The 19,289-nt window shown below is 35.2% G+C and carries 16 protein-coding genes and 1 pseudogene; 11 read left to right on the forward strand and 6 right to left on the reverse strand.

Features of this window, described 5'->3' with window-relative positions:
• Positions 1 to 4 precede the first annotated feature (4 nt).
• Positions 5 to 1,732 carry a peptide ABC transporter substrate-binding protein gene (locus tag CYAN10605_RS09565; RefSeq protein ID WP_015219738.1) on the forward strand — a complete coding sequence of 576 codons (1,728 nt, stop codon included), beginning with the start codon at positions 5 to 7 and terminating at the stop codon, positions 1,730 to 1,732.
• Positions 1,733 to 1,955: 223 nt separating this feature from the next.
• Here CYAN10605_RS09565 and CYAN10605_RS09570 read toward each other — a convergent pair whose 3' ends face one another.
• Complete coding sequence (locus CYAN10605_RS09570) at positions 1,956 to 3,974, reverse strand: elongation factor G (protein WP_015219739.1); 2,019 nt, start codon at positions 3,972 to 3,974, stop codon at positions 1,956 to 1,958.
• A gap of 448 nt (positions 3,975 to 4,422) precedes the next feature.
• Between CYAN10605_RS09570 and CYAN10605_RS09575 the strand changes: the two genes are divergently transcribed.
• From CYAN10605_RS09575 to CYAN10605_RS09600, 6 genes and pseudogenes are all read left to right on the forward strand, one after another.
• Positions 4,423 to 6,594: a Tex family protein gene (locus CYAN10605_RS09575; RefSeq protein ID WP_015219740.1), complete on the forward strand. Its 2,172-nt coding sequence runs from the start codon at positions 4,423 to 4,425 to the stop codon at positions 6,592 to 6,594.
• A gap of 337 nt (positions 6,595 to 6,931) precedes the next feature.
• A complete protein-coding gene (locus CYAN10605_RS09580) occupies positions 6,932 to 7,186 on the forward strand; it encodes a glycosyltransferase family 2 protein (protein ID WP_190274996.1) in 255 nt (84 codons plus the stop codon).
• A 27-nt stretch (positions 7,187 to 7,213) separates the two neighbouring features.
• Positions 7,214 to 7,888: pseudogene (locus CYAN10605_RS09585) on the forward strand (glycosyltransferase family 2 protein); the annotation flags it as partial.
• Positions 7,889 to 7,942: 54 nt separating this feature from the next.
• On the forward strand, positions 7,943 to 8,374 hold the full coding sequence (locus tag CYAN10605_RS09590; RefSeq protein WP_041922473.1) for a hypothetical protein: 432 nt from the start codon (positions 7,943 to 7,945) through the stop codon (positions 8,372 to 8,374).
• Between the two features lie 32 nt (positions 8,375 to 8,406).
• A complete protein-coding gene (locus tag CYAN10605_RS09595; protein WP_041922474.1) occupies positions 8,407 to 8,868 on the forward strand; it encodes a hypothetical protein in 462 nt (153 codons plus the stop codon).
• 26 nt (positions 8,869 to 8,894) lie between these two features.
• Positions 8,895 to 9,419: a hypothetical protein gene (locus CYAN10605_RS09600; RefSeq protein ID WP_015219741.1), complete on the forward strand. Its 525-nt coding sequence runs from the start codon at positions 8,895 to 8,897 to the stop codon at positions 9,417 to 9,419.
• A 190-nt stretch (positions 9,420 to 9,609) separates the two neighbouring features.
• Here CYAN10605_RS09600 and CYAN10605_RS09605 read toward each other — a convergent pair whose 3' ends face one another.
• Positions 9,610 to 10,554 (reverse strand): hypothetical protein, encoded by a 945-nt coding sequence (locus tag CYAN10605_RS09605; RefSeq protein WP_150108946.1) that lies wholly within the window; start codon positions 10,552 to 10,554, stop codon positions 9,610 to 9,612.
• 9 nt (positions 10,555 to 10,563) lie between these two features.
• Between CYAN10605_RS09605 and CYAN10605_RS09610 the strand changes: the two genes are divergently transcribed.
• The 3 genes from CYAN10605_RS09610 to CYAN10605_RS09620 all read left to right on the forward strand — a co-directional run bounded on the left by CYAN10605_RS09610 (position 10,564) and on the right by CYAN10605_RS09620 (position 13,277).
• Positions 10,564 to 11,100 carry a DciA family protein gene (locus CYAN10605_RS09610; protein WP_015219743.1) on the forward strand — a complete coding sequence of 179 codons (537 nt, stop codon included), beginning with the start codon at positions 10,564 to 10,566 and terminating at the stop codon, positions 11,098 to 11,100.
• Positions 11,101 to 11,294: 194 nt separating this feature from the next.
• On the forward strand, positions 11,295 to 12,887 hold the full coding sequence (locus CYAN10605_RS09615) for a glycoside hydrolase family 3 protein (protein ID WP_015219744.1): 1,593 nt from the start codon (positions 11,295 to 11,297) through the stop codon (positions 12,885 to 12,887).
• A 156-nt stretch (positions 12,888 to 13,043) separates the two neighbouring features.
• A complete protein-coding gene (locus tag CYAN10605_RS09620) occupies positions 13,044 to 13,277 on the forward strand; it encodes a DUF4327 family protein (protein WP_041922475.1) in 234 nt (77 codons plus the stop codon).
• 362 nt (positions 13,278 to 13,639) lie between these two features.
• On the opposite strand, the gene CYAN10605_RS09625 is transcribed toward CYAN10605_RS09620, so the two are convergent.
• From CYAN10605_RS09625 to CYAN10605_RS09635, 3 genes are all read right to left on the reverse strand, one after another.
• Entirely contained in the window at positions 13,640 to 14,752 is a 1,113-nt protein-coding gene (locus CYAN10605_RS09625) for a hypothetical protein (RefSeq protein WP_015219746.1), read from the reverse strand.
• 190 nt (positions 14,753 to 14,942) lie between these two features.
• On the reverse strand, positions 14,943 to 15,410 hold the full coding sequence (locus CYAN10605_RS09630; protein ID WP_015219747.1) for a hypothetical protein: 468 nt from the start codon (positions 15,408 to 15,410) through the stop codon (positions 14,943 to 14,945).
• A 45-nt stretch (positions 15,411 to 15,455) separates the two neighbouring features.
• Positions 15,456 to 15,923, reverse strand: a complete 468-nt coding sequence (locus CYAN10605_RS09635; protein ID WP_015219748.1) for a hypothetical protein — start codon at positions 15,921 to 15,923, stop codon at positions 15,456 to 15,458.
• A gap of 182 nt (positions 15,924 to 16,105) precedes the next feature.
• Here CYAN10605_RS09635 and CYAN10605_RS09640 point away from each other — a divergent pair, with 182 nt between their 5' ends.
• On the forward strand, positions 16,106 to 17,167 hold the full coding sequence (locus tag CYAN10605_RS09640) for a DUF362 domain-containing protein (RefSeq protein WP_015219749.1): 1,062 nt from the start codon (positions 16,106 to 16,108) through the stop codon (positions 17,165 to 17,167).
• A gap of 156 nt (positions 17,168 to 17,323) precedes the next feature.
• Here the strand turns inward: CYAN10605_RS09640 and ftsH2 are convergent, their stop codons facing one another.
• Positions 17,324 to 19,204, reverse strand: a complete 1,881-nt coding sequence (gene ftsH2 / locus CYAN10605_RS09645) for an ATP-dependent zinc metalloprotease FtsH2 (RefSeq protein WP_015219750.1) — start codon at positions 19,202 to 19,204, stop codon at positions 17,324 to 17,326.
• Between the last annotated feature and the right edge of the window lie 85 nt (positions 19,205 to 19,289).

Here is a 19,289-nt window from a genome sequence, read left to right on the forward strand (position 1 = left end):
GATTATGAAGAAATTGAAAAGACTTTCTGGTTATCTTACTATTTGTCTGAGCAGTTTAGCCCTAATTGCTTGTAACTCCGATTCTCAGTCTTCCAATATCAATAATTTGAAACAGGCAAAATTACTTTATTGGCAAGCACCGACAATTCTTAATCCTCATCTCTCCACAGGATTTAAAGATTCTGAAGCTAGTCGTCTTACTCTTGAACCTTTAGCATCTTTTGACAAAGAAGGTAAACTTATACCTATCCTAGCTCAAGAAATACCAACTCTGGAGAATGGAGGTATTGGCAAGGATGGAAAATCTGTAGTCTGGAAATTACGAAAAGATGTAAAATGGTCTGATGGTCAACCTTTTACAGCTAAAGATGTCGTTTTTACCTACGAATTCATTACTAATCCTCAAGTGGGTAGTGTTAATGCTGGAGATTATGCCATCGTTGATAAAGTAGAAACATTAGATGACTATACCGTCAAAGTTTCATTTAAAGAAGTTACCCCGGCTTGGTATTCAGTGTTTGTGGGAAATGCAGGTTTAATTTTACCTCAACATTTATATGCCCAATATAACGGTGCCAATGTGCGAGAAGCTCCTTATAACCTTATGCCAGTGGGAACGGGAGCTTATAAAGTAGTACGATTCAAGCCTGGAGATTCTGTTATTTATCAGCCTAACTCCTACTACCGTCAACCAGAAAAATTGAATTTTGAACAAATTGAAATTAAAGGGGGAGGGGATGCCACGTCTGCCGCTAGGGCTGTATTACAAACGGGAGAGGCTGATTTTGCCCATAATTTACAGGTTGAGGCGAATATTCTCGAAAGTCTGCAAAAGAGTGGAAAAGGTCAATTGGTGGCTAATTTTGGGTCTTTGAGTGAAAGAATAATCTTTAATTTTACCGATCCAAATCGTAGCACAGATGAAGGAGAAAAATCGAGTTTACAATATCCTCATCCTTTCTTTTCCGATGTAAAAGTGAGACAAGCCCTAGCAATGGCAGTGGACAAAGAAACTATTGCTAACCAGTTGTATGGTGTGACGGGAAAAGCAACGAATAACTATATTGTTGCACCAGAAGAATATGTATCCTCAGAAAATTTAATGACGTATAATCCAGAAAAAGCGTCTCAACTGTTAGATGAGGCAGGATGGAAAGACACCAATGGGGATGGCATCAGAGATAAAAATGGTGTAGAAATGAAGATTGTTTTTCAAACCTCTGTTAATCCTTTACGGCAAAAAACTCAAGCTATTGTTAAACAAAACTGGCAATCTTTAGGGGTGGGAGTGGAATTAAAAAGTGTTGATGCTAGTGTCTTATTTTCTAGTGATCCTAGTAATAATGATACTGTGGAAAAATTTTCTGCTGATGTTCAAATGTTTACAACAGGTAACTTAAGCCCAGATCCGATCGCTTATTTAAAAAATCATACTTGTGATAATATTCCTCAAAAAAGTAATAATTGGTCTGGGGATAATTACTCTCGCTACTGTAATCCTGAATATGATCAACTCTGGCAAAAGGCAACCAAAGAATTAAATCCACAGACAAGGGCGGAAATATTCAAACAGATGAATGATTTATTGGTAGAAGAAGCGGCGGTAATTCCTCTCATTCACCGTGCGGATGTGGTGGGAGTTAGTAATAATTTATTTGGTGTGAATTTAACTCCTTGGGATTTTAAAACATGGAATATTGCAGATTGGGAAAAAAAGGCAGAGGGTAAATAGATTTTAAAAGGGCAAACCCCCCTTTATCCCCCCTCTCGAGGGGGGAGGGCAAAGATGAATAGTGAATAGTTGATAATTAAGAATTAAAAATCCCTAACTCCTGTACGGGCGAATAGCCATTCGCCCCTAACTAACTCATTACTTATTTCTCCCTCTCCCCTCATCCCCTTATCTCCTCATCCCCTAAACACCCTCTCACCTGAAACCTGACACCTACCTGTTTTTAAGCCGCTAAGACTTGGTGAGAAACCTTATCAGGGACTATTTCTAAGTGGTCATATTGCCAGTTAAAAAAGCCTACTCCCAAAGAAAGCGATCGCAATTCAATAATAAAATCTTGCATTTCTCCCTGGGGAAGATAAGCATTGACTTGATCCCAATTTTTCCAATCCCTTACACCCTCATAACCAAGAATTTGTCCCCGATGGGCAGAAACCAGTTGCAAAACCTTTGATGTAAACTCATTGGGAGTGAAAATGTCCACCAATAAAACAGGTTCAAGCAAAATAGGATCACACTGTACAATTCCCTCTGTCATGGCAATACGAGCGGCTTGTTTAAAAGCCTGTTCAGAACTATCTACAGAGTGATAAGAGCCATCGGTAAGGGTTACATCCACATCTACCACAGGATAACCTAAAGGACCTTGTTGTAAATATTCTCTAACTCCTGTTTCTACCCCCGGAATATACTGTTTGGGAACAACTCCCCCCACAATGGTTTCATGGAATTGGAAACCTTCGCCCCTTGCTAGAGGTTTGATGTCTAAATAAACATCTCCAAACGCCCCATGGCCACCACTTTGATGCTTATAACGTCCATGAACTTGTGTGGATTTGCGGATAGTTTCTTTATAGGGAATTTTGGGATTTTGTGCCACCATAGACAGGTTATATTTATTGCTTAGTCGCTCCAGTGTTACCTGCAAATGAATTGCTCCTTGTCCCCAAAGTATTACTTCATGGGTGTTTTCATCTTGTTCCCATTTGAGAGAGGGATCTTCTTCTAAGATTTTTGCGATCGCACCTGAAATTTTCACTTCATCCCGACGATGTTCGGCTGTCACTGCTTGGGCATATACAGGGGGGATTAAATTCGCTTTTGGTAAGGGCTTGATTTCCTTCTCGGAATCGGTAAGAGTGTCTCCTGTTTTTATTCCTTCTAACCTTGCTAGAGCAACGATTTCCCCCACTTGTGCTATATTTTGAGATTTTTGTTGTCCTCCCATTAAACGATAAATACCGCCCACTCTGACCCCATTAAGAGTCATGCCATCTGTAATTTTTCCTTGCCATACCCGTACCAAAGATAACCTTCCTCCTTGGGGACTGTAATAAGTTTTTAATACCTGAGCAATAACAGGGCTATGGGCAACGGTTTTTAATCCTCTCCTTTCCGCAGTAATATTGGGAGATGGGGCTTCTTTGATGAGACAATCTAGTAGTGGACGCACCCCATAATCCTCTTTTGCCATACCAAAGAAAACAGGTACAATTAAATCTGCACTTAAGTCCTGCTTTAAATCTTTTAAAATTTCCTCTTTAGAGGGTTCAATATCTTCAATCAACTCTTCCAATAAATGATCATCAAAATCAGCAAGGGTTTCTAGCATTTCCTGTCTTGCTTGGGTTTCTAACTCCTTAAGATTTTCAGGAAAAGGAACTAAATCTGCTTTATCTCCTTGATGATAATGGTATGCTTGTTCTGTAATTAAATCAATATAGCCGATAATATCATGATCCTGTTTAATGGGATACTGTTGCGGTACCAGAGGACGACTAGATACATCTTTAATGGCATTTAAAACATCCATAAAATCATCTTGCGATCGATCCATCTTATTGATATAAACTAGATGGGGAATCTGCCAATCATCAAGAAACTTAAACAAAGGTGCGAGAGTTAAAACCCTACTTACAGAAGGTTCACAGACAACCACTGCCGTACCTGCTCCCACTAAAGCATTATAGGTTTCTTGCATAAATTCCACGGACCCCGGACAATCGAGAAAGGTAAAATTTATATCTTCATATTCCGTATAACCTGAACTGACTTCCACGCTCATTTGCCTGTTTTTTGCTTCGATGGAATTATCCCCAATGGTATTACCATCTTCCACACGTCCTTTTCGATTAATTGCTCCTGAAACGAATAATAAACTTTCTAACAAAGTGGTTTTCCCACTAGAATAAGGACCGACAATTGCCACATTTCTGGCAGGAGTTTCTACCCTATCATTCATAATTTATACTCCTTTTCTATTTTTCAACGAGACATTAATTAGACAGTTTTTTCTCTGAGAATTTAATTATTATTTATCTTTTTTATGGTTCTCATATTTTCACAGTAGCTTATATTTTGATTAATTTACCAGAATATTTTATTTATCTTAAACATAAAAAAAAATGTAAACTTTTCTATATTTTCTCTTAACAAATGTAAAGAAATAAGGCTCTCTTACTTTAGGTATCTAAATTATTGATTAGGGTAGGCAATGGGCAATTAGTGAATAGTTGATAATTCAAAACTTCGTTCACGACTGAAAGAATAACTCCTGTACGGGCGAATGGCCATTCGCCCCTACTTCCCCCTCTCAATCGCTCCCCTCATAATCACCTCCCCTGAACTCGGAACATTGAACTCAAGTTTTCGTTTTAGTGTAAAATTTTAGCAAAAAGTCCTATTAGCCTATGCTCAATATTCCTCAAGTTATAGCTTCTGAATTATCCCTCAATCTCGAAAACGTCGAAAGTGCCTTAGAGTTGCTTAATGAAGGGGCAACCATCCCCTTTATCGCTCGTTACCGCAAAGAACGCACTGGGTCACTCAATGAGATACAATTAAGAGACATTCAAGAGCGTTTTAATTATCTCCAAGAATTAGAGCAAAGAAGGCAATTTATCTTAGATGCGATCGCCTCTCAAAACAAACTCAGTGAACCCTTAAAGGCTCAAATTACCGCTTGTTTACAAAAAAATGAACTCGAAGACCTTTATTTGCCTTATAAACCTAAAAAGAGAACCCGTGCTACTATTGCCAGAGAAAAAGGTTTAACTTCCTTAGCAGAGTGGGTTAAAAATCAAAATCAATCGGAAGATGGGCAAAAGGCAAAAGGCAAGAGACAAGAGGTAATTTCTTTGAGTCAAGAAGCCGAAAAATATGTCTCTGATAGTGTTAACAGCAGTGAAGAAGCCTTAAGCGGTGCAAGGGATATTTTAGCGGAAGAAATCGCCGAAAAAGCTGAATTAAGAGCCTATTTGAGAGAATTTATTTTGAATAACGGTACTTTTGTCTCTCAGATAAAAAAAGATTACCCCGAAGGAAGCACAAAGTATGAGATGTATCGTAGTTTTACCTGTAAATTAACCAAAATCGCCCCCCATAACATTCTTGCTTTATATCGAGGAGAAGGAGAAAAAATCCTCAGTTTAGACGTTGATTTTGAGGAAGAAAGGGCAATTAACTATTTAGAGTCCAAGATAATTAAAACCAAAAACCCTGAAATTAAGCAATTTTACCAAGAAACTATTAAAGATAGCTTTAATCGCTTATTAAAACCAGCTTTACTGCGAGATGTGCGTTCAGAAATGAAAATATGGGCAGATACAGAGTCAATTAAAACCTTTGAGGCAAATTTGCGAGAATTGTTATTATCTCCTCCTGCAGGGATGAAACCGACAATGGGTATTGATCCGGGGTTTCGTACGGGTTGCAAAGTGGCGATTCTTTCCGAAACAGGGCAATTTTTAGAGTATCAGGCAATATTTCCTCATAATGGGTCAGAAAAAAGAAATCTTGCCAAAAATAGCTTAAAAAAACTAATCCAAAAATATCATATTGCTTTAATTGCCATTGGTAACGGCACTGCTTCCCGGGAAACCGATGATTTTGTCACGGAGGTGTTAAAGGAGATTGACACTAAACCCATCAAGGTGATGGTGAATGAGTCTGGTGCGTCTATTTATTCCGCTAGTGATGTGGCGATTAGTGAATTTCCTGATTTGGATGTCACCGTCAGAGGTGCGATTAGTATTGGTAGGAGGTTACAAGATCCCCTTGCCGAATTGGTGAAAATTGACCCAAAATCCATTGGAATAGGGCAGTATCAACACGATGTGGATCAAAAATTATTGAAACAAAAATTAGAAGAAACTGTCGAAAGTTGTGTTAATTATGTGGGAGTTGATTTGAATACTGCTTCTAAGGAATTGTTAGTTTTTGTCTCTGGAATTAATAGCACTATTGCGAATAATATTGTGCAGTATCGCAATGAAAAAGGGGTATTTAAAAATAGAAAAGAATTACTAAAAGTTAAGAAATTAGGGTCAAAAACTTTTGAATTGGCAGGAGGTTTTTTACGTATTCGAGACGGTGATAATCCTTTGGATAATACTGCTGTGCATCCAGAAAGTTATCCCATTGTTAAAAAAATTTCTAGTGATTTAAAAGTACCTTTAACGGAAATAACTCAACTTAATCAACATCTGAAAAAACTAGATTTAAAGCAGTATATCACTGACGAAATTGGCTTACCTACCCTACAAGATATTATTCAAGAATTGGAAAAACCCGGGCGCGATCCTCGTGCTGAATTTCAGTATGCTACTTTTAAGGAGGGTGTCACGGAAATTACCGATTTAAAAGAAGGTATGATTTTAGAGGGAGTTGTCACTAATGTGGTTAATTTTGGTGCTTTCGTGGATATAGGTGTGCATCAAGATGGTTTAGTACATATATCCCAAATGTGCGATCGCTTCGTGAGTGATGTTACAGAGGTTGTCAGAGTCGGGCAGGTTGTAAAAGTAAGAGTGTTAGAGGTTAACGAAAAATTAAAACGTATCGGTTTATCTATGAAGAATTAATGACTAGGGTCTGCTGAGTAAATCAAAAATCCATCAGACAAAAACTGATTTCGATGAAAAAAGTATGGCTCTATCAGTTTGAGTATGTAAATTATTAGTTAGGGTAGGCTGAAAGGCAAGAGGCAATAGGCAATAGGGGATTATTAAATAATAATTTATAAACTTTTAGTTTTTATTTTACTATAAACACTATTTAGGAAGTTATTTTCTATTAATTCATCATAACCACTGTAGAAGAACCAAAAGTATTGAAAAATAGATTGCTAAAAAATATTAAAACTATGATTAAGAAAATTGTTTTTAAATCAATTATAAAGTTCCTACTTTAATTATGAAAATGGAAACGGGTCTAACATTGCTCATTGTTATTGTTAATTATAAAACTCCTGATTTAACAATTAATTGTCTAAAATCTCTGTCAAATCAAATAGTAAAAATCAAAAATAGTCATGTTGTTGTTGTAGATAATAATTCTCAAGATGGTTCGCCAGAAAAAATAAATCAAATAATAAAAGAAAATAATTGGCAATGGGTTACGGTTTTAGCTGAATCCAAAAATTGGGGTTTTTCGGGGGGGAATAATCGAGGTTGAGAAACTTTTTCCAATCATGAATATGCTTTATTACTTAATAGCGATACAATTGTGTACGATCGCACCTTAGAATACTGTTTACAAGTGATGGAGGAGCAAAAAGATATTGGTGTGATGAGTTGTAAATTGTTAAATGAAGATGGTTCTTTACAGAATGTAACTCGAAAATTTCCAAATCCGATGCGATCGCTTATTTCTGCTTTAGGTTTACCGTGGTATTTACCCTTTTTATTCAACTGGGCGAACATTGATGATGACACTTGGGATAAAGAAAATACGAAAAAAGATGTTGACTGGTTAGGAGGTGCTTTTCTCTTGATTAGAGGCTCTCTTTTAAGGAAAATTGGCGGTTTGGATGAAGATTTTTTCTTTTATGGAGAAGACATCGAATTTAACTATCGTGTCTATAAAGCAGGATGGCGTCGTTATTATGATCCTACTGTTTCTATTATTCATTTAGGTGGCGGTTCTTCCGATGAAGAAAAAATGGCACAGTTAAAAAGAAAAACCTATTATTGGCAAGGTAGATATTTAGTGCAATCTAAATGTTATGGCAAAATTTTTGCTTTGATTTTATACTATGTAGATTTGTTAATCTTAGAATTAAAAATTCTAGTTTATAATCAACGGGATACCTATAAGTATAAATTAGCCCAAGAGATGCGATCGGTCTTAAAAAATCTGAACTTGAATTTTAACTAAGGTATTTTGATTTGCAGTTATTATTCAACTTTTAACAAAAATTTAATTACGATAATGAATAACGAGATTAATAATTTATTAATTCATGTAGGATATGCAAAATGTGCATCTAGCTGGTTACAACAATACTTTTTCGATAATGAACAACAAGGCTTTCTGAATCTTTTATCCTATCGTGAAACTTTTTTTCAGTTTGCTAGTACAAATAGTTTTGATTTTGAATCAGATCAGGTTCGTCAAAATTTATTATCTAAAATAAATCAAATTTCTCAAAAGGGACTTATTCCCGTTTTATCTCATGAGGATTTAGTTGGAAGCCCTCTATGTGGTTATTGGGGAAAAGAAGTTGCAGATCGTTTTTGTTCAACTTTTCCAGAGGCGAAAATTTTTATTATTATTAGAGAACAAAAATCAATGCTAATGTCTCTTTACCGGCAATATATTATAGTTGGTGGAACAGCCACAATTGATAATTTTTTAGCATAAATAACACTTCAAAACCTTTTTTAGAAACACCAATGTATTTAGACTTTTTTGAATTTGATAAACTGATTGAATATTATCAAAACTTGTTTGGAAAAAATAAAGTTTTAGTATTGCCTTTGGAGCTATTAAAATTTAATCAACAACTCTTTTTTGAAAAATTATTAAATTTTCTTAATATATCAAATGTGCCCAATATTGATATAAAGCCGTCTAACATTGGTCATCAAGGATTAGAACTAATGTATATGAGATTTTTTAACCGATTAGCAGGACCTTCCTATGAAGAAAATTTAGGTAGGTTGGTTAAGAACAAATTTTTATATAAACCTATGAAAATCATATCAAATTTATTACCATTAAAGTTACATGAAGGAATTGAAAATCATTGGAAGGAATCTATTAATGAGCGTGTAAAAAACACATTTAATTTTAGTAATCAAAAAACCAGTCATTTAATTGGATTTGATTTAAAAGAATTGGGTTATGATTGTTGACTCAATTACTAAGTATTTACAAACCTATGATTAATAAAAAGGTTAAATCATTGAAAATTGCGATCGCACCTTATTTTGGCGGTTATATTGGCAATAGTAATAACAAAGATACACTAATATCTTGGACAAAAGAAGCTGATGGAGGCTTAAGCAAACTATTTGACGAAATCAATAATGGCGGTTTATTAAGCAATAGTCCTAGTGGTGGTGCATTAGCAAAATCCTATCAAGATATGAGCAGCTATCTTCAATTAGCAAAAGAACAAGGTCTTTCCTTAGTGGCTTACGAAGGAGGACAACACTTAGTCGATAAAACGGCAACACCTGAAATAATTGATTTATTTGCCAAGGCTAACCGTGATCCTCGCATGGGTGAAATTTATAAAGAGTATTTTCAAACATGGTTTAACATGGGGGGAGGAGAATTTATTAACTTTAATGATGTTGGTTCTTATGGTAAATATGGTTATTGGGGTTTAACAGAGGGTTTAAATCAAAGTTCACCTAAGTATGAGGCAGTTATGGATTTAATAAATAACTCCACAAATTAAAGATAATTTTTTACGCTTGTCGTTAGCCATATTTTACTTAAGAGGTCTATTTATTATAATAGATCTCTATTTTTTATTTAAGGTGGCTTAATTGTGATTAGATTAAATAAAGAGCAAAAAAAACATTCTGAATTCTTTTGACAAAACTATTTGACCAAAGAAAGTGGGCTAGAAGTTGACAGGAAATAAATCACTTCAAGAAAGTTTTAATACCTTGTTTTTGCCATTGCTGAGATTTTGTTTTAGCTTCTATTTCTGTGTTAAAAACTCCTAGCTGAATTTTCATTTCTCCTTCAATATTAGTTATAAAAGCGTTAGGAATTTCTTTTTTTATATTATTAAATTGAGTCATATTTTCATAATTAGTTAATATAATATATTCTTTTTTTTGATTATTTTGAGAGGAGGAATTAGCCTCTATAGGCTCATCTTGATTCGGTAATGTATTTGAGTTTTCTTCCGATAAAGGGGGAGGTAATGGTAAAGAGGATTCACTTAATTCGTTATTATTAATTTCCTTCATTAAAGCTGTTTTTAAATCAGGATAGGGAGATGCGGGAATACTATTTTTAATATTTGCATTATCTACACTTGGGAGAGATGAGGGTAAAGGAGGAGATTTTTGTTCATTTTCTTCTTTTATTTGCTCGTCTATTATTTGCTCATCTTTTTGTTCTATTTCTGGTGTCACTTCATTAATGATTTGTTGATCTTTTCTACTCTGATCAACTATTTCTGCCTTTTGATTTGAACTGTTGAAATTAAAGTTATTGATTCCTAAAAATATCAAAATATTCGTTCCGAAAAACATAATTATTCCAAAAATTCCCCAAGGAGTTAAGATTAAATCTAGTAAGGAAGCTCGATCGCGGCTTATCAATCGAGAAGCAACGGGTATTGGCTCATCTTCATCATCTTCACCATCTTCATCGTAGTTATCAAGAGGGAGATGATAAACTAAAGAACTAGAATTTGAGGGCAAGTCAATAGATTCAGTTTCTATTAATTCAGGAATTAGAATATCGCTATCCACTGTATTCTTTTCATAGCGTCTTAATTCTGCTCCAAGATCTAAATCTAAATTTTGTATAATCTTTTTTATCAGGGGATGAACTGACATAGGTACTTTACTCATAATCTATTAATGACCTTAAATTCGATCGATAAATTACTAAATTCTATTCTCTCTCAACCACAATGGGAAAAACAAAGAAGATACTATGAGTTAAAAAAAATCTGGTATGAAATTGTTAATCAAAAGATAGCACAACATACATCTCCTATTTATCTTAAAGAAGAAGTATTGTTCATTGCCACTCAAAGTGCAGTATGGGCTCAAGAATTATCCTTACAAAGACGCACTTTGATTATCAAAATTAATCGCCGTATTCAGAATCCCATCAAAGACATATATTTTGTTTTTGGAAAATGGTATAGTCAAAACACTCCCCCCATTCCAGAAGCAGAAACAAACTTAAGTCATCCTAGTCTAGTCGAATCGACGGAGTTTATCACACAGCCTAAAGAAACCCCTCAAGAAGCCCTGCAACAATGGTTTGAAATTATTAAACAAAGAGCAAAAAATAACTCTACTTGCCCCTGTTGTCAAAGTTTTTGCCCAGAGGGAGAATTAAACCGTTGGGGAATGTGTGCTTACTGTTTTCGAGAAAATAATCAATAATAATTGGGGATTGCTCAAAAAGCAGGGTGTTTTAATTAATCAATATATTCGGAAAAATTCTCCCCTCGCCCTGTGGGAGAGGGGTTGGGGGTGAGGGTAAAACGTTTTTATACTAACCCTGAATACTTTATTCCTTTACTGAGTATAGTAAATACTAGATTTCAAATAATTCTTAATTTTTTATTCATTAAGTTATGTTACCAGTTGAAAAACTCTCTCTGCCTGAAAAAATTGGGCAATTAATTATTGTACGCACCACAGGTTATATTTTTGATCATCAAATACGTTATCCCGCATGGGAAGCCACTCAACCCCAATTGAAAAAATGGATAGAAGAATTGAATTTAGGTGGAGTTATTTTATTAGGAGGTAGCTGTGCAGAAATCGCCTATCGCACTCAACAATTGCAAACATGGGCAAAAACACCTTTATTTATTGCCGCCGATATAGAGGAAGGAGTAGGGCAAAGATTTTCTGGTGCGTCTTGGTTTCCTCCTCCGATGGCATTAGCGGAAATTTACAATGAGAATCCGAGTTTGGCGATTAAATATGCCGAAAAAATGGGAGAAATTACCGCCCTAGAAGCCCTTGCCATTGGTATTAACTGGATTTTAGCCCCTGTGACAGATATTAATAACAATCCTGATAATCCCGTTATTAATGTTCGTGCTTTTGGAGATAAATTAAAAACAGTGGAAGATTTAACTTCTGCTTTTGTTAGGGGTTGTCATAATTATCCTATCTTAACAAGTGCAAAACATTTTCCCGGTCATGGTGACACAGCAACAGATTCTCATCTTGATTTACCCATTATTAATCATAGTTTAGAGCGTTTACAATCCCTTGAATTAGTTGCATTTGAAAGGGTTATTAAGGAAAAAGTTGATAGCGTTATGACTGCCCATTTGTTGGTAAATGCCCTAGACTCCTACAATCCTGCGACTCTTTCACCAAAGGTGTTAATGGATTTGTTACGGAAAAAAATGGGTTTTGAGGGTTTGATTATTACCGATGCTTTAATTATGGGGGGAGTAAAAAAATATGCTTCCCCAGAAGAAATCGCCGTTAAAGCGCTACAGGCAGGGGCGGATATTTTACTCATGCCTGAAAATCCAGAGATAGCAATTAAATCGGTAATTAAAGCCATAGATTCGGGTATTTTATCGGAAAGTCGCATTGATGAAAGTTATTTACGTGTTACTTATGCCAAACAAAAACTATTTGGTGAAAGTGTGAATTCACAATCTCATTCTATGAGTGATATTTACAGTTTAGAAGCCAGTCAAGCAGTGAATGAAATTTTAGCCCAAAGTATGAGTAGAGGGGGCAATATACCCATTCAAAATGCCTCTGAGGGAATAAATTTAGTTGTGGTGGAAGATTTATTAAATTGTGAATACCTCGATCGCAGCTCACCTGCTATTACAATACCACAAACAAGAGGTTATCATCGTCAGGTTTTTGATGAATATAATCTATTTTCAGTACAAAATACTCAACAACCATTACTATTACAGGTTTTTTTACGAGGAAATCCTTTTCGAGGAAGGGCAGGTTTAACCCCTGAAAGTCAAAAATTCTATCTTAAATTATTCACCGAAAATAATCTTCAAGGGGTAGTTATTTATGGTAGCCCTTATGTTAAAAATTGGTTTTTATCCCATATGCCAAAATCTATACCTTGGGTATTTTCCTATGGACAAATGCCTATTGCCCAAGAATTAGCCCTAAAATTTCTATTTAATTTGTCAGGAAAATTTGACATTGTTAAAGGGGATTTTTTATAGTATTTTTTCTCTATTAGGCTTATAGCAACCCTTTAGGATATCTGATTTTTTTTTAGAAAAATGTAATTTAAGATACATTAAGTAACTATAATCAATTCCCTTGGGTTAGACTATATTAAGTATTGAAACAAGATAAAAATTAACGGGGCAAAAATGATGAAAACTTTAACCAAAAACGCCACGGATTACTCAATTGAGATGATTAGAGACGAGGCACGTCATTTAGTGGAAAAAGGAGTTGTTAGTCGTCATCAACCCATTTACATTTTATGTCAATACATCCCCGCTAGGGAATGGGTTTGTGTTGAATGTGAATTAGAACAATGCGATTATTTATTAAGAGACCAAATTGGTGATTTAATTGCCTGTGAAAATTGGGAATCTGATTAACTAAAGTTAATTTAGGACGCATCGAAAGTTTACCGATAAAGGTGGGCAAAAGACAACAATAGAGAGTTATAGTAATTCTCAAAAGCTAATAAAAATGTCAAATTAAATGCGCCTTGACTTATAAAAAAATAACTATTGATACTTGGCTATAAAATTCATAGCCTGTTTTTTAGGTGTTGGAAAGAGTAAAGAAAAAAGTAAACGAAAATGCAGTTTGAAAAGCAAAATTAATTTTTTGATTTTTCCTATCTTAACTTCTATTTTTATCTTTTTTGTAATGTTCTAATTGAGCAATTTATTTCGTTTCTGCTAATAATTAATTGCTTAGTTGTAGATTTTTCAGCAAAAAATAAAGAGAAATACTATAGATTATTTAGACGTGCAATAAATGTTGGTCTTCTGGAATACTTTTGTTTTATATCTTCTAATTTATGATAGAATTCCACTTCTTTTCCCTGATAAATAGCTAATTCTTTCAGCTTTATTAATATCATCTTCGCTTCATCATAGGCTTTGGGGTTTGATTTTTGAATAAGATTGTCAACATTTAGCCATGCTTGATTTTCTTGATTAGCAAAAGCCTTTAATTCCTTAATTTTTTTCTGCCTTGCTTCTTCTTTTTGTCTTTTTTCCTCTGATTGTGCAATTTTTTCCGCTTCTGTGAATAACTGCTTAATTGTACGTTTTTCGATGGTAGTTTTATTATTAGTTAACTCACTTAATTCTAATAATTTTTGCTTTAATTTTAAGCTAAGATTTGGTTCTTCTTGTAGTAATCTCGATAAAAAATCATCTTTTTCAATATTAGATAGTTTACTGATATTTTCTAAAAAAATATTATCTGGTATGGGCGTAATTTTAGAACTATTAGTTGCTCCTACTTTTATCAAATTTTGATTAACTTCAAATAGTTCAACAAAAATTTTTAATGATTCTGATAGTTGATTTAAACCATGGGGAATGGGAGGTTCTGGAATATCTTTCAATGGGGCATCATCGTATAATTTACTCAATTCGATCGCTTTTAACCATGCTAGATAAAGCACTCGATAATCTTGTGCTAAAATTTGTTGTCTAAGCTCTATTAAATCATCTAAATAACTGTTATCTTCTTCTATCCAGTCACTTCTTTCCTCGTCATTAATTTCTATTTTGAGGATTAAATAACTACCTATTTTATCGATAGTAATAAAATCATCATAAGTGTATTTTTTTAATTCGTTAATATTAACTAAAGAGATAGGGAAACGAAACATTAATTTCACTGTTCCCCAATTCGCTATGTAAAATAGAGCATCAAAATAATCAGCTAAAATCTGATCTTCATTTGCAGGAAAATCACCGTAGCTATAAGTAAAAATAGCCTTTCTTGAGTTTAACCTAACTCGACTAGATAACTGGGAAATTTTCTGCTGTTGTTGCTTTGTTAAAGGTTGATCTAATGTTTGAAATTCGTAGTATTGATATTCACTCATTGGTTAATTCTCATTAATATTTAACAGTCATAATTTTAAGGGAAAAAAGTCCCGTTAGAAATTAAGATTAAGCTAACAAGAAACTTCGATAAATTTGTTCATATTTAATTTCAAACTAGAAGGTAAATTAAGAAAATTAATGGAGTCTTGATGTTATTACAAAAAAATAGCATCGGTTATATAATAACTGTTAATCAGGTTGTTGATTTTTTGATTGAGATAACTGTTGTTCTAATTGATTTTGCTTAGATTCGATCGCATCTAACTTGTTTAAAATTAGTTGATAAAATTCTTCTTTAAGAGTATCTTGCTGATTATTTTTCAGTAATGATTTTCCTAAGATAAAAGGTGATTTAAACACAGATAACCACAGTCGCACTAATAATGAGGGAATCATCTGAATTACTCCCCAAATAGTTAAAACTAAAGTTATCATGACAATAATAAAAATAAGAGGATGAGAAACAAAAAATCCAATGAGAGGATGATTTCCAATCCAATTATTCCACAAAGACTCTAGGCTAGATTGAACATTTTTTGACATTGCATCAGTCAAATTATTAGAACTATTAATAGCTCGATCTCCTAATTCTTTAAGCATATTTTTACCCGTTTCTAAACTGTTATTTATGGTATAATTAGTAATATTTGATAACATAATTTTTAGTTCAATATAATTGAATATATAAAAGAAAAAATAAATTTAATTTGGTAAAAGTTGTCGGAAAAAATCGTTAACTTCTTCCTCATGAATTGGGCTGAAAGTAGAGTCATCCCAAATAACAGAAGCCTTATAATGTTTGTTATTAACTATTTCCCAAGCTATTCTGGTAACATGATTGCGGGAATTTAAATTTCGATGCCAGTGTATATCAACTTCAAAAATAATCCCACCTCCATCTCTAGGAGCAACAAAAATGGGTCTAGTATAATCATAAGTACCCCAAGGATGTGATATTAATAAAGCTAATTGACCAATACTATCTCTGGTACTGTTGAGGCGGTTTTGAATCTCTTGAGAAAAATTTTGAGGATTTTTGCTGAAATTGGTTTGCTCTTGATTCCATTCCAGAGAAGAAAACAAAGATAAATTACCAGCATGGGCTTCTTGAACAGGTATAAAACAAAGCAATAAAATCAATAAGAAACAGACAATGTTTTTCTTTGACATAGATAATAAATTCTTTTAGCTCTTATTGATCTATCAGTCTCATTTTTCTGATTTATGCAGTAATTTAGGAATTTTCTCCCACGAATTTAATTAACTTTTGCTTTTGCCCGATAAATTTCCAATCCATCCAAGATTTCAAATAATGTTCGTTATCCTAGAAAAAAGTTTCTAATTCTTCAATTATGCCTTCAGATAGACCTTTACAAAGAAGACAAGTCTTACGTTTAGCAACTTTAGCCACTGGTGCATCTTTATTTCCCTCCGCCTGTCGTGCTATTAATTCAACTGTTGCCGATAACAAGGTAACGGCTCAATCTGCCTCATCTTCCCCTTTAAATCCGCCTCAAATAAGTAAAGTAGTACTGGTTTATAATGAGGATCGTTCTGCTGGTACTCGTCAGGCATTGGATCTTTTACAACCCACTGGATTAAAGGGTAAAACTGTTTTTCTTAAGCCTAACTATAACACTGGTGATCCTGCCCCTGCGGCTACTGATAGTCAACTCTTAGAAACCTTGATTCAAGAATTTCAAGGCGCTCAAGTAGGAGAAATGACCATTGGCGATCGCTCTGGAATGGCAGATACCCGCCAAGCGATGGAGCAAAAAGGGGTTTTTCAATTGGGAGAAAAATACGGTGTAAAAACCCTTGTTTTTGATGAAATGGAAGCCGAAAAATGGCAATATATCTCTGCGGAAGGAACACACTGGCAGAAGGGCTTTGCCTTTGCTCGTCCTATTTTAGACTCAGAAGCAATTGTCAATACCTGTTGCTTAAAAACTCATCAATATGGGGGACATTTTACCCTTTCTCTCAAAAATTCGGTGGGAATGGTAGCAAAATACGTACCGGGAGACTCCTTTAACTATATGGGAGACTTACATTCTTCTGCCCATCAACGGTTAATGATTGCGGAAATTAATCAAGCCTATAAGCCTTCTCTAGTTCTTTTAGACGGGGTGGAAGCCTTTGTTAATGGGGGACCTGCGTCTGGAAAAAAAGTCCGCTCTAACGTCATTTTAGCAGGAGTCGATCGAGTTGCAATAGATGTAGTTGCGATCGCCCTACTTCGTTTATTAGGTACAACAAATCAGGTATCTAATGGATCAATATGGGAGTTAGAGCAAATTCAAAGAGCTGTTGAGTTAGGATTAGGAATAGGTCAAAGTGAACAAATAGAGTTTATTACACCCGATGCAAAAAGTCGGGGAATAGTTGATCAAATCCGACCTTTAATTACTTAAGAAACCTCAGTTTGGTTTAAGTAAGAATATCCGATAAGGTTAGGTGTCAGGTTTCAGGTTTCAGGTTGCAGGTTGCAGGTTAAGCACAAAAAAAGGGTCTTAGAAAAGCTAAAACCCCTAAATTTTATCTATTTTATCGAGAGATAATGTAAATTTTTACAGTTGAGGAATAAACTGTTCTTTTTCAGGAACTTCGGTGTATTCTGCCACGATTTGGCGGAATTCTTCCCCATCAATGGTTTCTTTTTCGATCAATAAATCCACAAGGCGATCGATCACTTCACGGTTATCACGGATAATTTGCCTTGCCATCTTATGACCATGTTCGGCAATCATCTTAATTTGACCGTCAATACGAGCGGCACTTTCTTCGGAATATTCAGCTCTGTTCATTAAGCCTCCCCCTAAGAAAACTTCTCCTCCTTGTCCTTCCAGAGAAAGAGGTCCTAACTCGCTCATGCCGAAACGTGTTACCATTTGACGAGCCATTCCTGTAACCTGTTGTAAGTCTCCTCCTGCACCGGTGGTTACTTCGTCATCGCCAAAAATTTCTTCCTCGGCGGCACGGCCTCCCATTGCTCCAGCAATTCTAGCCATTAATTGAGCTTTGGTGATTAATCCTTGCTCTTCGTTGGGGGTAAACCATGTTAAACCTTGAGCTTGTCCACGAGGAATTAAGGTTACTTTCTGGACAGGATCGTGATCTTTTAGTAATGTACCGACGATCGCATGACCTACTTCATGATAAGCAATCAGACGTTTACTCTTACTGTCCACTAAAGGAGTGCCTTCCATACCTGCAATAACCCGATCCACCGCATCATCAATTTCTGCCATGGTAATTTCAGGTTTACGACGACGGGCGGTTAAAATTGCCGCTTCATTGAGTAAGTTAGCTAAATCTGCTCCACTGAATCCGGGGGTGCGACGTGCGATCGCTTCTATGGAAATTTCGGGGGCGATTTTTTTATTACGAGCGTGAACTTCTAAAACACCAACTCTACCTTTGAAATCAGGGGGATCAACCATTACTTGACGGTCAAAACGTCCAGGACGCATCAAAGCACTATCTAAAACATCAGCGCGGTTAGTAGCGGCAATGACGATAATACCAGTATTACCTTCAAAACCATCCATTTCTGTTAATAATTGGTTTAAGGTTTGTTCTCTTTCATCGTTACCACCACCGATACCTGCACCTCTCTGTCTGCCCACAGCATCAATCTCATCGATAAAGATTAGACAGGGAGCATTTTCTTTCGCTTTTTTGAATAAATCACGGACACGGGAAGCACCTACACCCACAAACATTTCTACAAACTCAGATCCAGAAATGCTGAAGAAAGGAACACCAGCCTCTCCTGCGATCGCTTTTGCCAATAAAGTTTTACCAGTTCCGGGAGGACCTACTAATAAAACACCTTTAGGAATTCTTGCACCAACAGCAGTAAACTTCTCAGGCTGTTTTAAGAAAGTAACAACTTCTTGTAATTCTTCTTTTGCCTCATCAATACCCGCCACATCATCAAACATAACACCAGTTTTGGCTTCCATCATAAAACGGGCTTTGGACTTACCAAAATTCATCGCCTGTCCGGGGCCACCGGGCATATTACTGGAGCGACGGAAAAGGAAAAATAGAGAAGCAATCAACAATACGGGGAAGACTAAATTACCTAAAATGCCCCAAATAGCACCTTCATTACGAACAGGATGAGAATCAAAATTAACCCCAGATTCTCTTAACTTGGTAACTAACTCAGGAGAAGTACCGGGTAAGTCAACTCTTAATCTTTGTACTTGATGTAACTCAGGATCGATCGCTTCTACAATTGCAGTACGACCACCTTCATACAAATCAACACTGCTGACTCTACCCTTGTCTAAGTATTCTAAAAATCTACCATAGGTCATGCGAGTACTAGCAGTATTAGCAGTGTTACCCACATTAGTCGCAAAACTTCCTTGCCAAATGAAAAATCCTATTACTAAAAAAGGAATCGTCCATAATAGGACTGTACGCCACGATAATTTCATATTTTCTTATTTTGTTTGTTTGCAAAAGGGTATAAGTTGTTAACTTATTTTATCTTTTCTGCTTTTTATATCTATTTTATTGTAA

The organism is Cyanobacterium aponinum PCC 10605 (assembly GCF_000317675.1).
In the GTDB taxonomy this organism is placed as follows: domain Bacteria; phylum Cyanobacteriota; class Cyanobacteriia; order Cyanobacteriales; family Cyanobacteriaceae; genus PCC-10605.